The organism is Devosia subaequoris (assembly GCF_014197055.1).
GTDB lineage: Bacteria > Pseudomonadota > Alphaproteobacteria > Rhizobiales > Devosiaceae > Devosia > Devosia subaequoris.
Genome location: NZ_JACIEW010000001.1, coordinates 529,324 through 545,060, shown reverse-complemented (window position 1 = coordinate 545,060; position 15,737 = coordinate 529,324). Strand labels below are relative to the sequence as shown.

General features: G+C 62.1%; 13 protein-coding genes and 1 tRNA gene. 11 read left to right on the top strand and 3 right to left on the bottom strand.

Annotated elements, in window-relative coordinates:
- Positions 1–152: 152 nt before the first annotated feature.
- Positions 153–226 (bottom strand) — tRNA-Gln (locus GGR20_RS02680).
- Positions 227–552: 326 nt separating this feature from the next.
- Here GGR20_RS02680 and GGR20_RS02675 point away from each other — a divergent pair.
- From GGR20_RS02675 to GGR20_RS02665, 3 genes are all read left to right on the top strand, one after another.
- On the top strand, positions 553–1,734 hold the full coding sequence (locus GGR20_RS02675) for a Ppx/GppA phosphatase family protein (protein ID WP_253560009.1): 1,182 nt from the start codon (positions 553–555) through the stop codon (positions 1,732–1,734).
- Positions 1,724–2,446, top strand: coding sequence for an RlmE family RNA methyltransferase (locus GGR20_RS02670; RefSeq protein ID WP_183309668.1), 723 nt, complete (start codon positions 1,724–1,726; stop codon positions 2,444–2,446). Before GGR20_RS02675 ends, GGR20_RS02670 begins: the two co-directional genes overlap by 11 nt.
- Before the next feature lie 242 nt (positions 2,447–2,688).
- On the top strand, positions 2,689–4,266 hold the full coding sequence (locus GGR20_RS02665; RefSeq protein WP_183309667.1) for an ABC transporter substrate-binding protein: 1,578 nt from the start codon (positions 2,689–2,691) through the stop codon (positions 4,264–4,266).
- Positions 4,267–4,278: 12 nt separating this feature from the next.
- Here the strand turns inward: GGR20_RS02665 and GGR20_RS02660 are convergent, their stop codons facing one another.
- Both GGR20_RS02660 and GGR20_RS02655 read right to left on the bottom strand, forming a co-directional pair.
- Complete coding sequence (locus GGR20_RS02660) at positions 4,279–5,664, bottom strand: MFS transporter (protein WP_183309666.1); 1,386 nt, start codon at positions 5,662–5,664, stop codon at positions 4,279–4,281.
- A 31-nt stretch (positions 5,665–5,695) separates the two neighbouring features.
- Positions 5,696–7,039: an MFS transporter gene (locus GGR20_RS02655; protein ID WP_246349419.1), complete on the bottom strand. Its 1,344-nt coding sequence runs from the start codon at positions 7,037–7,039 to the stop codon at positions 5,696–5,698.
- 285 nt (positions 7,040–7,324) lie between these two features.
- Here GGR20_RS02655 and guaB point away from each other — a divergent pair, with 285 nt between their 5' ends.
- The 8 genes from guaB (at position 7,325) to der (ending at position 15,669) form a co-directional block, all read left to right on the top strand.
- Positions 7,325–8,827: an IMP dehydrogenase gene (gene guaB / locus GGR20_RS02650; protein ID WP_183309664.1), complete on the top strand. Its 1,503-nt coding sequence runs from the start codon at positions 7,325–7,327 to the stop codon at positions 8,825–8,827.
- Positions 8,828–8,895: 68 nt separating this feature from the next.
- On the top strand, positions 8,896–9,120 hold the full coding sequence (locus GGR20_RS02645) for a DUF2188 domain-containing protein (protein ID WP_183309663.1): 225 nt from the start codon (positions 8,896–8,898) through the stop codon (positions 9,118–9,120).
- Between the two features lie 169 nt (positions 9,121–9,289).
- Entirely contained in the window at positions 9,290–9,724 is a 435-nt protein-coding gene (locus GGR20_RS02640; protein WP_183309662.1) for an MAPEG family protein, read from the top strand.
- A 3-nt stretch (positions 9,725–9,727) separates the two neighbouring features.
- Entirely contained in the window at positions 9,728–11,011 is a 1,284-nt protein-coding gene (locus tag GGR20_RS02635; RefSeq protein WP_183309661.1) for an RsmB/NOP family class I SAM-dependent RNA methyltransferase, read from the top strand.
- Between the two features lie 122 nt (positions 11,012–11,133).
- Positions 11,134–11,619, top strand: a complete 486-nt coding sequence (locus tag GGR20_RS02630; protein WP_183309660.1) for a TspO/MBR family protein — start codon at positions 11,134–11,136, stop codon at positions 11,617–11,619.
- A gap of 74 nt (positions 11,620–11,693) precedes the next feature.
- Positions 11,694–13,265 carry a glutamine-hydrolyzing GMP synthase gene (gene guaA, locus GGR20_RS02625; RefSeq protein WP_183309659.1) on the top strand — a complete coding sequence of 524 codons (1,572 nt, stop codon included), beginning with the start codon at positions 11,694–11,696 and terminating at the stop codon, positions 13,263–13,265.
- A 201-nt stretch (positions 13,266–13,466) separates the two neighbouring features.
- Positions 13,467–14,195, top strand: coding sequence for a tetratricopeptide repeat protein (locus GGR20_RS02620; RefSeq protein ID WP_183309658.1), 729 nt, complete (start codon positions 13,467–13,469; stop codon positions 14,193–14,195).
- 22 nt (positions 14,196–14,217) lie between these two features.
- A complete protein-coding gene (gene der / locus GGR20_RS02615; protein ID WP_183309657.1) occupies positions 14,218–15,669 on the top strand; it encodes a ribosome biogenesis GTPase Der in 1,452 nt (483 codons plus the stop codon).
- The last annotated feature ends 68 nt before the right edge of the window (positions 15,670–15,737 follow it).

Below are 15,737 nucleotides of genomic sequence, written 5' to 3'. Positions count from 1 at the left end.
ATGCGTAATTTCTCCTTCCCCAGGGGTTGTAGCGTTCGCTTTGATCGAGTGCTGCGGTATGGGAAAACTGGGCCACAATGGTGGGCCATGTGACCGACCGCAAACCCCTGGAAAACCTGGAGGGATTGCAAGATCAATGACTTAGGGAGGTTTGGCTGGGGAACCTGGATTCGAACCAAGATCGACGGAGTCAGAGTCCGCTGTTCTACCATTGAACTATTCCCCAGCAGGTACCTGCTGGCAGGTCAGCGCGGCGGCCCTGGGGCGGCGAAGCGCGACGGGGGTCTCATTAGACAAAGCTGGGGCCGAATGCAAGCGGGACGGCGCGCGAATAACGCCGTGCTGGGGAAAAATCCTTGGGGCCGCTGCCGCAAAGGCCGGGGCAATGCCGATTTTCCAAGTTGGCTGGATTGCCTGGAAGGCGTGTTGGGCATGCTTTGCGTTGCGCTTCGGCCTGCCTTGCTCTACCGTCATTCTCGACAACGCAACATGATGTGCCTTCGGGCGCGGCCGGTCTGTCCGGTCCTGCGACCGTGCACAAAGGAGCCAATAGTGACCGAACCTGTTCGGTCCGCCCTGGTCTCGGCCCTTGTGGACGAGGCCGGAGCCGGCGTCTCTTCCGGCCAGAGCCGGAGGGAGCGGGCGGGCGCAGCCCCGCCTGCCGTGCCGGAACAACGGACCCCAAACGCCCCCCATCCCAGACGCGGTCGTGGCCCGCTCTATGCGGCGCTGGACCTGGGCACCAATAATTGCCGATTGTTGATCGCCCGTCCGCATGAGCGCGGCTTCCGCGTGCTCGATGGGTTCACCCGAATCGTCCGCCTGGGGGAGGGGGTGTCGGTCACCGGTCGGCTATCCGATGCGGCTATGGACCGCACGCTGGACGCCCTGCGCCAGTGCCGCAACAAGCTGCGCGACCATCAACCCAGCCGCATGCGCCTGATCGCCACCGAGGCCTGCCGCGCCGCCGAGAACGGAACGGCCTTTCTTGACCGTGTCCGGAATGAAGTCGGCCTCGAACTCGAAATCGTCGATCGCCGCACCGAGGCCGAATTGGCGGTGACGGGCTGTGCCGACCTGATCGATGGCGCAGCGCAGGGCGCGCTGATGTTCGACATTGGCGGCGGCTCCTCCGAGCTTGCCTGGCTCGATTTTCGTGGGGGACGCCCGCGCGCCCAGGGCCGCATGTCGGCCTCCATCCGCTCCTGGCAATCCCTGCCGGTGGGCGTGGTCTCGATTGCCGAAAAGTTCGGCGGCGTCGATGTCACCCCCGAAGTGTTCGAGGCCATGGTCGAACATGTCGGCTCGCATCTGCGCCAGTTCCGCGGCCGCGAAAAGCTCAAGCAGATGATTGGCACCCACCCGGTGCACCTGATCGGGACCTCGGGCACTGTGACGACGCTGGCCGGGTTGCATCTGGGGCTGGAGCGCTATGAGCGGCAGAAGGTCGATGGCCTCTGGATGCGGCGCGACCAGGTCGATGAAACCATGCGGGCACTGCTCGGCATGCCGTTCGAGCGCCGTGTTGCCCATGCCTGCATCGGTAAGGACCGCGCCGATCTGGTGCTGCCCGGCTGCGCCATTTTCGAAGCCATTCGCCGCGAATGGCCGACCGAACGTGTCCGCGTGGCCGACCGCGGTTTGCGTGAAGGCATTCTGATTTCCCTGATGGACGCCGACCGTTCGCAGAAGCGCCCGAACCGCTACCCCAGGAGGCAAGGCAATGGCCAATAACAAGGCGCTGGGCACGGGCGGCCGCAAGTCCGACAAGGACCTCAAGATCAGGGTGAAAACGGCCAAGGGCCGCAAGGTTGCTTCGACCAAATGGCTCGAACGCCAGCTCAACGATCCTTATGTGGCGCGCGCTCGCGCCGAGGGCTACCGGTCCCGCGCCGCCTTCAAGATTCGGGAGATCAACGAGAAGCACAAGCTCTTCAAGAAGGGCATGCGCGTGGTCGATCTCGGCGCCGCGCCCGGCGGCTGGTCGCAAGTGGCGGCCAGTGCGGTTGGCTCCACAACCGAGCATCCGTTGATCGTGGGCATCGACTATCTCGATATGGACGCTATCCCCGGCGTCATCCTGCTCAAGAAGGACTTCACCGAGGAGGATGCGCCTGCCATGCTGATCGAGGCCATGGGCGGTCACGGCGCCGATGTGGTGATGAGCGACATGGCCTGGCCCACCACCGGCCACCGCGCCACCGACCATCTGCGGATCGTGCATCTGATCGAAATCGCCGCCGATTTCGCGATCCAGGTGCTCAATCCCGGCGGGTCCTTCGTGGCCAAGGTGTTTCAGGGTGGAACCGAGCATGAGCTGCTGCACATGCTCAAGCGGCACTTTGCGACGACTTTTCACGTCAAGCCGCCTTCGAGCCGCAAGGATTCGGCGGAGGCCTATCTGGTCGCGAAGGGATTCAAGGGCTCCGGCTCGGCCGAAGACTAAATTACTCCGGTGGAGTGATTTCAGAGGCGGAGGCCATGAGGGCTTTGCTTGAATGGTGGGTTACTCGGCTGGCCATGGCGGCCCACCAGGCACGTCAGTGCTCAAAGTGATGCCACGCAAAGAAAAAGCAGTCCGGCCCGGTAACCGCACGCGGCGCAAAATCGAACACTTCTTAGACATTGCACTTGGTCATTGTGGCCAAGGCTGAAATGCTGGCTGCAGTAATGACCCGGGAGGAACCCATGTTGCGTCATACCACTACCCGAATATTCCTGGCCACATCGATGGTCGCCCTGCTCGGCGGCACCGCCATGGCCGAAACCTTCCGCTGGTCGGCCGCCACCGACCCGCAGACCATGGACCCGCATGCCGCCAATCTGGCGCCGGTCACCTCGTTCCTGAACAATATCTATGAGGGGCTGGTGCGACGCGGCAAGGACATGGCCATCGAGCCATCCCTGGCCACCGCCTGGGAACCCTTGACTGGCGAGGAGGACGGCTGGCGTTTTACTCTGCGCGAGGGAGTCACCTTTCAGGATGGTGCCCAGTTCAATGCCGATGACGTGCTGTTTTCCTATGAGCGCGCAATTTCCGAGCAGTCGGATGTGAAATCCTGGTTCGCGCCGGTCAGCGAATTGCGGGTGGTGGATGATTATACCGTCGAGTTCATCACCAATGGCCCCAATCCGCTGTTTCCCGACAGCATCGCCAACTGGATGATTCTCGATCGCGACTGGGCCGAGGCCAATGGCGCGACCGCGCCGGCGCGGGACAGCGAAACCTACGCGACCCTGAACGCGAACGGCACCGGTCCGTTCATGCTCGACACGCGCGAGCCGGGCGTTGCCACGCGCCTGGTGGCCAACCCCGATTGGTGGGATGAGCCCGAACACAACCTCACCGAGGCCGTGCTGAGCCCGATCACCAATTCGGCCACGGCCATCGCCGCGCTCCTGTCGGGCGAACTCGATATGTTGACCACGGTGCCGGTACAGAACGCGCCTCGCCTGGCCGAAACCGATGGGATCACAGTGTTCTCCGGGGTCGAGGCGCGCGTCATCATGCTCGGCTTCAGCCAGGACAAGGACACGCTCTATTTCACCGACGGCAATGTCGAGGGGAATCCCTTCACCGATGCGCGCGTCCGCCAGGCCGTCGCGCACGCGGTCAATGTTCCTGCGATCGTCCAGGTGATCATGGGCGGTCTCGCCAAGCCGGCGGCGCAGTTGCAGCCTGCAGGGCTCTCGGGCTATTCGGCAGCTCACACCGAACGCCCGGCCTACGACCCCGATGCAGCCCGCGCCTTGCTGGCCGAAGCGGGTTATCCCGAGGGTTTCACCTTTAGCTTCCGCTGCCCCAATGACCGCTATCTCAATGACGCCGATGTGTGCCTGGCCATCACCGGCATGCTGCAGCAGGTGGGGTTGAACGCCGAACTTGAAACCATGCCGGTCGCCAATTACTGGCCCGAACTGCGCGAGGACAATGCCGACCTCTACCTCCTCGGCTGGTCGCCGGGCACGTTCGACGCCGAGCACCCGATCCGCTTCCTGGCGCACACACCGACCGAGCAGCTCGGGACCTGGAACTTCGGCGGCTATTCCAATGCGCGCATCGATGAATTGCTGCCCCAGATCCAGCAGGAACTCGATCCGGCAGCCCGCCAGGAGATGCTGGACGAAGTCGCGGGCATCATTCAGGACGAAACGGCCTATGTGCCGCTCTATGAAGAGCCCCTGGTCTGGGCCGCGCGTGACGGAGTTGATTTGGTGCAGCGTCCGGACAACTTCCTCATGCTGCGCTGGGTTACGGTGAACTGATCCTTCGCCGGATCAATGCATATGCGGGCCGCTCATCAACTGGTGGCCCGCATTGCGCGGAATGCGCAGGAACATGACGACTGCGACAGCACTGATGGCCGAGACCACGAAAAAGGCGATGTGGAAATCGGCCAGGGCCAGTTCGCCCCCGCCGCGCAGGCGATGCGCGAGTTCGAGTGTGCCACCGCCCACTGCCACGCCCATGGCGAACATCAACTGTCCCCAGACCTGGCTTATGACGTTGGCCTGACCGGCATCCTTGTCGTCCACATCGGCGAACACGAAGGCATTGGACCCAGTCCAGAACGTGGATTGCCAGAACCCAGTGAACACCAGGATCCCCAGCATCAACGGGATCGGTGTGCCCGGCACATAAAAGCCCATCACCAGAATACCCAGGGTCGAAACCAGGCTGGCAATCAGCAGCGGGTATTTGAATCCCCAGCGTTTGAAGATCCGGTTGGCGACGAATTTGGCGGCCAGAGCTCCGATGGCGGCGACAAAGGTCACCATGCCGCTTTCGAACGGTGACAGGCCAAAGCCGAGTTGCAGCATCAGCGGGAAAAGAAATGGCACCGCGCCCTGGCCGAGGCGGAAGAAGCTGCCCGCCACCACAGAAACCCGGAAGATCGGCAGGCGCAGCAGTCGCAGATCGAGCAGCGGATACTCCGTCGATAGCGCATGGCGGATGTAGAAATATCCCAGACCGATGCCCAGGCTGGCCGCGACCACCCCATAGACCGGGGGCAGGGCCGGTAGGCTGACGACCGAGCAGCCGAAGGCAAAGAGCGCAAAGGCAAGCCCCGCCAGCACAAAACCCTTGCCGTCGATACTGCGTGGCTTGTTGCGCGTCTCGCTGGGCAGCGCCAGCCCCACCAGCGCCATGCCGAGCAGGCCGATGGGAATATTGATGATGAAGATCCAGTGCCAGGAGAAATAGGTGGTCAGGAACCCGCCAAAAGGTGGGCCGACAATGGGGCCGATCAGACCCGGAATGGTTAGCCAGGCCATGGCGTCGACCAATTGATGGCGCGGCGTCATCCGCACCAGCACCAGCCGTGCCACCGGTCCCATCATCGCGCCGCCCATGCCCTGAATGAAGCGGGCGCCAACGAACTGGGCCAGCGAGCCGGAAAAGGCACAGGCGATCGAGCCGATCATGAAGACCAGCATGGCCAGCCGGAACACCCGGCGGGCGCCGAACCGGTCTGCCATCCAGCTCGAAATCGGAATGAAGATGGCCAGGGCCACGAGATAGGCGGTCAGCGCCAGTTTGAGCGAGATAGGATCGGTGCCGATATCGGCCGCAATGGCCGCCAGCGAGGTGGCGATCACCGTGGAATCCATGTTCTCCATGAAGATCGCCGTGGCGAGAATCAGAGGTGTTGCGCGCGACATGTATTGTTTCGGCCCAATATTTCGGTGCCGCTCACTCCCGGGCGGCCCTGTGGCCGGAAACATTGTTGCCGGCGTCATGCGGCAGGCGGAAATAGATGATACCGGCGAGGGCGCTCATGCCCCCAACGGCGAAAAAGGCAATCTGAAAATTGAGCAGCGTCAGGTGGCCGCCACTGAAAGTCGTGGTGATCTCCAAAATGGCGCCGGCCACCGCCACTCCGAAAGCGACCGAGAGTTGCTGGCCCACCGCAACGATGGCGGTGGCCTGGCTGGCTTCTTCGTCGGAGATATCGGCATAGCCGATGGCGTTGGTGCCGGTAAAAAAGATCGAGCGCAGCACGCCGCCCGCAAGCAGGATGATCATCATTACCGCGACTGGCGTTTCGGTGGTGAACAGTCCCTGCGCTGCGATCAGGAGACCACCAAACACTGCCGCCAAGCCCAATACGCGCGGAAAGCCGAAGCGCGCAAAGATCCGCTCGGCAATGAACTTGCTCATGATCGCGCCAATCGCCGATACGAACGTGATGGCGCCGGACTGAAACGGATTGAGCCCGAAACCGAGCTGCAGCATCAGCGGCAGCAGGAAGGGCATGGCGCCCACGCCAATGCGGAAAAACGATCCCCCGGTGACCGAAGAGCGGAACAGTTTGTGACGGAACAGGCTCGGATCGAGCAGGGGATATTTCGTCTTGCGGGCATGCAGCAAATAGAGCAGGGCCGCAGTCACCCCAATTGCCAGTGTCATGTAACCGTAAATAATCGGCAGGGCCGGTAGGCTGATCACCGACAGCCCGAACACCGATCCGGCAAAGGCGACGGCCGCAATGAAGAACCCGACCATGTCGACCGACCGCGGCGTGCGCTCGTCGGGCACCTGGAGATAGATGCTGGAAAAGATGATCCCGGCAATACCGATGGGAATATTGATCCAGAAGATCCAGTGCCAGGAAAGATAGGTTGTCAGAAACCCGCCGATAAGTGGTCCGGAAACCGGGGCTATCAGCGCGGGTATGGTCAGCCACGCCATGGCGGCCACCAGTTCGTTGCGCGGGGTGGAGCGCACCAGCAACAGCCGTCCAACCGGCGTCATCATCGACGAGCCGATGCCCTGGAAGAAGCGCGAGCCCACGAAAGTTTCCAGCGAATAGGCGAAGGAACAGGCAAGCGACCCAAGCATGAACACGAAGATCGCCAGCCGAAAGATATTCTTGGCGCCAAATCGATCGGCCATCCAGCCGCTGATCGGAATGAAGATGGCCAGCGCCACGAAATACGCCGTCAGCGCGAGCTTCAGCGCAATCGGCTCAGTGCCGATGTCATTGGCAATCGCGGGCAGCGACGTCGCGATGACGGTCGAGTCCATCTGTTCCATGAACAGAGCGACCGCCAGGATGAGCGGGGTAACGCGGATCAAGGCAGGAAACCGGGGTGAATCGGAATAGGCCGCGAATGCGGTGCGAACATTATGGGCCGGTGGCTAGCGCAGGACTAGTCCAAAATCATTCACCTAGTGCTGGTGTGCCGATGTCTTCGGGGCACTAGGCAAAGTCGGTCTCGGGTGCTATTGACCCTCGCCAACCTGAACCCGCGCACATCTATTCGCCGGTTCACATTCCAACAGTTCTGGATTTCATCAGAAGGCAGGAAGGGTCTGGCCTTGGCGAAGATTATTACCACCATCACCGGCGAATCGGCGCTCACTTTCGACGATGTGCTGCTGCAGCCGGCACGTTCGGACATTCTGCCCACCGAAACCGACATCTCCACCTATGTCACCAAGGACATAGCGCTCAAGCTGCCGATCCTCTCCTCGGCCATGGACACGGTCACCGAAGCCAATATGGCCATCGCCATGGCGCAGGCCGGCGGCATGGGTGTCATTCACAAGAACCTGACCGCCGAACAGCAGGCCGAACAGGTTCGCATCGTCAAAAGTTTTGAAAGCGGCATGGTGGTGAACCCCATCACTATCGGCCCCGAAGCGACCCTGGCCGACGCCCTTGCGCTTATGCAGCAAAGCCGGATCTCGGGCATTCCGGTAGTCGAAAATGGCGGCAAGGGTGGCCGAGCTATCGGCAAGCTGGTCGGCATTCTCACCAACCGCGATGTGCGCTTCGCCTCCAATCCCAATCAGCCTATTGCCGAGCTGATGACCAGGGAAAACCTCATCACAGTCGGTGATGGGGTCTCCAAGGACGAAGCCAAGGTGCTGCTGCACCGCCACCGCATCGAAAAGCTGCTGGTGGTGGATGCCGACTATCGCTGCGTCGGCCTGATCACCGTCAAGGATATCGAAAAGGCCCAGCTCCACCCCAATGCGGTGAAGGATGAACAGGGGCGTCTACGCGTCGCGGCCGCCTCGACCGTGGGCGACAATGGTTTTGAGCGTTCTCTGCAATTGATCGACGCAGGCGTTGATCTGCTGGTGATCGATACGGCGCACGGCCATTCGGTGCGGGTTGCCGAGGCCGTCGAACGTGTCAAACGCGAAAGCAATTCCACCCGCATCGTGGCCGGCAATGTCGCCACGCCAGAGGCTGCGCGCGCCCTGATCGATGCCGGCGCCGACGCCATCAAGGTGGGCATTGGTCCGGGCTCGATCTGTACCACCCGCATCGTCGCCGGCGTCGGCGTGCCACAACTGGCCGCTGTGATGGGCTGTGCCGAAGAGGCGAGCAAATCGGGCGTGCCGGTCATCGCTGACGGCGGCATCAAGTTCTCTGGCGACGCGGCCAAGGCACTGGCTGGAGGCGCTTCCTGCGTTATGGTCGGATCGCTCCTGGCGGGCACCGACGAGGCGCCGGGCGAAGTGTTTCTCTATCAGGGCCGCTCCTACAAATCCTATCGCGGCATGGGGTCGGTCGGGGCCATGGGCGCCGGTTCTGCCGACCGTTACTTCCAGCAGGATGTGCGCGACCAAATGAAACTGGTTCCCGAAGGCATTGAGGGGCAGGTGCCTTACAAGGGCCCGGTCAACGCCGTGCTGCACCAGCTTGCTGGCGGTTTGCGCGCCTCCATGGGCTACACCGGAGCGCACAATCTCAAGGACTTCCGCGAGAACTCGGTTTTCGTGAAGATTTCCGGGGCGGCACTGAGCGAGAGCCATGTGCACGACGTAACGATCACCCGCGAAGCCCCCAATTATCGCAGCGGGCGGTAATCACCGGCTTGCCTTCTGCCTGCAACGCGGCGCATCCTGCTGCGTTGTAGGCAAGGGAGGAAGTCTCGATGAGCGAATGTCACTATATAGTATGTCTGCGTGAAGGGGCCTGGCAGCACACCAATCGCGGCACTACGTCGGCGCCATTCACCAGTCGAGAGGCCGCCATCGAGGCGGCCATCGGCGAAGCCCGGGCGTCTGGCGACCCCGATGCTGAAGTGATCGTGCAGGAGTCGGCGACGTCAGCCGCGACCGTGTGGCGGTCCCGGCAGAAGGAGCAGAGCGGCTCCTGAGGGCACTCATTCACCACGCGGGATGTTCGTCACCATTCGAAAGCGGTAGCAGCGCACACATTGGTGCGCGTGGCCTGGCGCTGCGCGCCAATCCCCACCACGTCGGGAAAATATGATTCTCAAACAGGCCCTTGCGCCCATTTCCCGACTCTCTACCGGAGCCTGAACCGTGCCTCTTCTCGAGAAGCTTCTCGTCCTCGCCATGGCCGCTCAGGTCCTGTTGACCCTGGTCCTGCTGATCTGGATGGGAAAAGAGAGGGTGCCCAGGGTAATGCGGGGGGAGATTGCAGTTGCCGACATTGCAGTCGATCGCACGGCATATCCCCTCAAGGCCCGATTGCTTTCAAACAGCTTCGATAATCAATTCCAACTCCCGGTGCTGTTCTTTGTCGGCGCCTTGCTCGCTCTGGGCAGTGGCCTTGTGGGCTGGGCCACGCTCATCCTCGCCTGGCTCTTCGTCGCGCTGCGCTATGTACACGCGGTGATCCATGTCACCACCAATCGCGTCCACCGTCGCTTTGCAGCCTATGTGGCCGGCCTTGCCGTGCTGGCGCTATTCTGGCTATGGCTGACGCTCCGCATTCTTCTCGCCCCAGGTATTTGACCCATGCGCCTTCCCGGCCGTCTCGCCGCCGCCATTGAAGTCCTCTCCGACGTGGAGACGCGGCACCGACCCGTCTCGGAAGCGCTGAAGGCCTGGGGCATCAATAATCGCTTTGCCGGCGCTGGAGATCGCGCCGCCATCGGCAATCTGGTCTATGACGCGCTGCGCCGCCGCGCCTCCCATGCTGCGGCCATGGGCAGCGACAGCCCCCGTGCCCTCGTGCTGGCTGTTGCCATGCGCGACTGGGGCGAAACGCCGGAAAGCCTCGCTGCGGCCTTCGAGGGCGATAGCCATGCTCCCCAGCCGCTCACGCCCGAAGAAATTGCCGGCGCAACAGCCGATCTCTCAAACGCCCCAGCGGCAGCCCGAGCCGATCTACCTGAGTGGCTTGCGCCCTCGCTCGAACGCGCCTTTGGCGACGAGTGGATTGCTGAAGGCGCGGCGATGGCCGGCCGCCCCTCGCTCGATCTGCGGGCCAATGCGCTCAAGGCATCGCCCGAAAAGGTGATGAAGTCGCTGGCGCGGTTTTCCCCCCAACCCACCACCATCGCCCCCTTCGGTATCACCATGCCGGCCGGCCCACGCGATGCCCGCACGCCGAATGTCACCACCGACGAAGGCTATCAGAAGGGCTGGTTCGAGGTGCAGGACCAGGGCAGCCAGATCGTGGCTATGCTGGCCGGCGCCCGGGAGGGCGAACAGGTGCTCGATCTCTGCGCCGGGGCAGGGGGCAAGACTTTGGCCTTCGCCGCGACCATGGGCAATAAGGGCCAGATTTTTGCCTATGACGCCGACCGTTCGCGGCTCGCGCCGATTTATGACCGCCTCAAGCGCAACACCGTGCGCAATGCCCAGGTCCGTGCTCCGCAGGATGGCGCACTGGATGATCTGGTCGGCAAGATGGATCGCGTGGTGGTCGATGCGCCCTGCACCGGAACTGGCACCTGGCGTCGCCGCCCGGATACCAAATGGAAGCTGACGCCGGAACTGCTTGCCCAGCGCCAGTCCGAACAGGCGGCTCTGCTGGTGGAAGCAGCGCGCTACCTCAAGCCAGGTGGCACCTTGGTCTATATCACCTGTTCCATCCTCCCCGAGGAGAATGACGATCAGGCAGCCGCTTTCCTAGCGGCCAATCCCGGCTTCCAATCCCATGACATGGCCACCGCCTGGCGCCAGACGCTGATCACCGATCTCCCCAACGGCCTGACCACCCCCGGCGGCGGCATTTGCCTGACGCCACACCGTACAAATACCGACGGCTTTTACTGTCATCTCCTGCACAAGTAGGCGTAACCGTCCTGTTGGACTGGGCACGAGTGCTTGGTTGACTAGTTTGCCGCGCAGGTCAAAGGTGAACCACGACACGTTTTTCGTCGTTCTTCTCAAAAGAAGTCCAACAGGAGAGCAATATGTCCGCGGCCACCTCCGAATATCGTCGCCCGCAGTCACTGATAACTTTGGCGATCTTTCTGGCTCTCGTTGTGGGTGTCGGCGGCCTTATTGGTAGCCAGACGGCGCCGGGTCCATGGTTTGAAGAGCTCACCAAACCGCCTCTCAACCCACCCAACTGGGTTTTCGGGCCGGTCTGGTTCACGCTGTATGTCATGATTGCCGTGGCGGGTTGGCGCATCTGGATGGATCAACCCAAATCCACGGCCATGACACTTTGGGGCGTGCAGATGCTGCTCAATTGGGCGTGGTCGCCAACCTGGTTCGGCGCCAACATGCCCTGGCTGGCACTTGCCATCATCATTGCACTTTGGTTCGCCATTGTCGGTTTCATCGTCATTGCACGCAAACGCGATCAACTCGCCGCTTGGCTGTTCGTGCCTTATCTGGCCTGGGTAAGCTTTGCCACCTACCTCAATCTCTCGATTGCAGTCCTTAACGCATAGGGCTGCGGGGAGCCTTGCGTTTTTGCATGGCTCGTGAGCTTGCGGAATCCGTGTGGCGAGGCTAAAGCCTCGCCATGCAGCACCCAGACACCGCCACCCGCAACGACACCATCCTGATCGTCGACTTCGGCTCGCAGGTCACGCAGTTGATCGCCCGCCGTATTCGCGAAACCGGTGTCTATTGCGAAATTCATCCCTTCCAGGCAGCCGGCGCTGCCATGGCAGAGCTCAATCCCAGGGGCGTCGTGCTCTCGGGCAGTCCAGCCTCGACGCTGGACGAGAATGCGCCGACCATCGATCCGGCCATTCTGGATGCCGGTGTGCCGATCCTGGGTATCTGTTATGGTCAGCAAGCGCTCTGCATGGCTTTGGGCGGCAAGGTGGAGGCTGGCCACCATCGTGAATTCGGCCGCGCCGATCTGACCGTCCACAAGAACAACAGCCTCTCGGAAGGTGTGTGGGTACTCGGCTCCGATCATCAGGTCTGGATGAGCCATGGTGATCGCGTTGTCGAGTTGCCTGAAGGCTTCGAGGTGGTGGGCACCTCTCCCAACGCTCCATTTGCGATGATTGCCAACGAAGAGCGCCGCATCTGGGCCGTGCAGTTCCACCCCGAAGTGGTCCACACTCCTGACGGCGCGAGGCTTTACGCCAATTTCGTGCACCAGATCTGTGGCATCGCCAGTAACTGGACCATGGCGGCCTATCGCCAGAAGATGGTCGAAAAGATCCGGGAACAGGTCGGCACCGGCAAGGTGATCTGCGGCCTCTCCGGTGGTGTGGATTCCTCGGTTGCCGCCGTGCTGATCCACGAAGCCATTGGCGATCAGCTCACTTGCATCTATGTCGATCACGGCCTGATGCGGCTCAATGAGAGCGAACAGGTCGTCACCATGTTCCGCGATCAGTTCAATATCCCGCTGGTCCATGTCGATGCCGAAAAACTCTTCATCGGCGAGCTTGAAGGTCAGTCGGACCCCGAGACCAAGCGCAAGACCATCGGCCGCCTGTTCATCGAGGTGTTCGAGGAAGAGGCAAAGAAGCTCGGCGGCGCCGATTTCCTCGCGCAGGGCACGCTCTACCCCGACGTGATCGAGTCCGTCTCCTTCAGCGGTGGCCCCTCGGTCACCATCAAGTCGCACCACAATGTGGGTGGACTGCCCGAGCGCATGAACATGCAGCTCGTCGAACCGCTGCGCGAGCTGTTCAAGGATGAAGTGCGCGCGCTGGGCCGCGAACTGGGCATTCCAGAGAGCTTCATCGGTCGTCACCCATTCCCCGGGCCGGGCCTCGCAATACGTTGTCCCGGCGGCATCACGCCTGAAAAGCTCGACATCCTGCGCCAGGCCGACGCCATCTATCTCGACGAGATCCGCAAGTCCGGCCAGTACGACAAGATCTGGCAGGCCTTCGCGGTGCTCCTGCCGGTGCAGACGGTTGGCGTGATGGGCGACGGTCGGACCTACGAGTTCGTCTGTGCGCTGCGTGCAGTCACCTCAGTCGATGGCATGACCGCCGATTTCTACCAGTTCGACATGAACTTCCTGGGCAAGACGGCCACGCGCATAATCAACGAAGTTCGGGGCATCAACCGGGTGGTCTACGACGTGACATCCAAGCCGCCGGGGACCATTGAGTGGGAGTAGCCGCTGACGGCGCAAAGCGCCGCAAAATCAGTCCGGTGGACTGATTTTAGGTGGCTACGCCCGGAGAGCTACGCTCGCAGGGCTTGGTACCCCAACGAAGTACAATGCAGTTCCACTCGGCTCGTCTTGGCGAGCCGGTTTGCATTCCCGGGGGCGCGTGATAATGCTCGCCCTCAAATTCTTTCTTGCCTTAGGCCGACCATGTCCAACGAGAACATTTTCCGTGAGATCGACGAGGAACTGCGCACCGACCGCATGCGGGCGCTGTGGCGCCGCTTTGCGCCGTTCGTCATCGGCGGTGCCATCGCCATCGTCGCCTTGGTGGCAATCAATGAAGGTTGGTCCTGGTACACCAACAGCCAGTCGGCTGCGGCTTCCGAAGAGCTCTATGCAGCGTACGATTCGGCCGAGGCCGGTGATCTGGATGAAGCCTTAAGCCAGCTCGACGCGCTGGCCGCTGACGGTTCCGGCGGCTATCCGGTACTGGCCGAGTTCCGCAAGGCCGCCTTGCTGGCCGAACAGGGCGACACCGCTGACGCCGTCGCCGCCTATGACGATCTGGCCAACACCCAGTCCAATCCGCGCCTGCGTGAACTGGCGCTGCTGCTGGCCGCCAATCTTTTGGTCGACAATGGCTCGCTGGCCGATGTCGAGGCGCGCATCGGTACGCTGGCAACCGAGGACAGCCAGATGCGCCGCGTTGCCGGCGAACTGCTCGGTCTGGCGCAATATAAGGCGGGCGAGTTCGCCGCGGCCGAAGAAAGCTTCGAAACCGTGCTGAACGATCCGCTGGCACAGAGCGGCATCCGCAACCGCATGGCCTATTATCTGGCACAGATGCTGGCCGAAGGTGTGGTGGCCGAGGCCCCTGAGAACGCCGAAGACGCGACTATCAACGGCGAGCCCGCTGCCGAACCTTCGGCCGAATAAGCCGCATTTCAGGGGAACCGCCATGACGGTCACACTAGCCATTGTCGGCCGTCCAAATGTCGGCAAGTCCACCCTGTTCAACCGACTGGTGGGCCGCAAGATCGCCCTGGTCGACGACACGCCGGGCGTGACGCGGGACCGACGCGAGGCCGATGGCCGCATTGCGGACCTGCATTTCAAGGTGCTCGACACCGCCGGCTATGAGGACGTCAATGATGGCAGCCTCGAAGACCGCATGCGCCAGCAGACCGAACTGGCCATCCGCGAAGCCGATATCATCCTGTTCATGATCGATGCACGGGCCGGCGTTGTTCCACTTGACCAGCGCTTTGCCCAGGTGCTGCGCAAGGCCGGCAAACACGTGCATCTCGTTGGCAACAAAGCCGAAAGCAGTGCCGCCGAAGCCGGACTTGTCGAAGCCTTCAAGCTCGGCTTTGGTGAACCCATCCCCTTGTCGGCGGAACACGGTCTGGGCTTGTCCGAGCTCTACTCCATCGTTTCAGCCGCCATCGACAAGGCAGAGGAGCAAAAGGCGGCCGCCGCCGCTCTTGGCGAAGATGTCGTGGACGAGCTTGACCTCATGCCGGAGGTCGATGTCGACATTACCCCCGACATGCTCGAAGGGGAGGGGGACGACGCCACGCTGCGCTGGAACCCGCGCCGTTATCTCAATGTTGCCATTGTCGGGCGCCCCAATGCCGGCAAGTCCACCCTGATCAATCGCATGGTGGGCGAGGATCGCGTTCTGGTTGGCCCGGAAGCCGGCATTACCCGTGACAGCATCCTGGTGCCCTGGGAGTGGGAAGGTCGCATCGTCAATCTGGTGGATACCGCTGGCATCCGTCGCCGCTCCCGCGTCACCGGCAAGCTGGAAAAGCTGGCCGTGGGAGATAGCCTGCGCTCCATCCAATATGCCGAAGTCGTCGTCTTGATGCTCGACGCGACCATTCCGTTTGAAAAGCAGGATTTGGCCCTGGCCGACCTGGTGGAACGCGAGGGCCGCGCCATGGTCATCGCGCTCAACAAATGGGATCTGATCGAGGACAAGAACAAGACCCTGAGCGAATTGCGGGAGGCCTGTGAGCGCTTGCTGCCGCAGCTTCGCGGCGTTCCGCTGGTGACCCTTTCAGGCCTGACCGGCAAGAATATCGACCGGTTGATGGAGGCCATTTTTGAGATCGAGCGGCACTGGAACGCGCATGTGTCGACCTCGCGCCTCAATCGCTGGTTGGCTGGCATGATCGAGGGGCATCCGCCCCCGGCGGTCTCTGGCCGCCGCCTCAAGCTGCGCTACATGACCCAGGCCAAGACGCGCCCACCCAGCTTCATCGTCTTTTCATCGCGGCCTAACGCCGTCCCGGCGTCGTATCAGCGCTATCTGGTGAATGGATTGCGCGAGGCCTTCGACATGAAGGGCACGCCGATCCGGCTCTGGCTGCGCGGCGGCAAGAACCCCTATGCGGACAAGAAATAGGCAAATCTGAGCCTGGACATTCAACGCGGCGCCAAGCCCTGTTTACGTCTTGGCGCCTTGCCCTATGA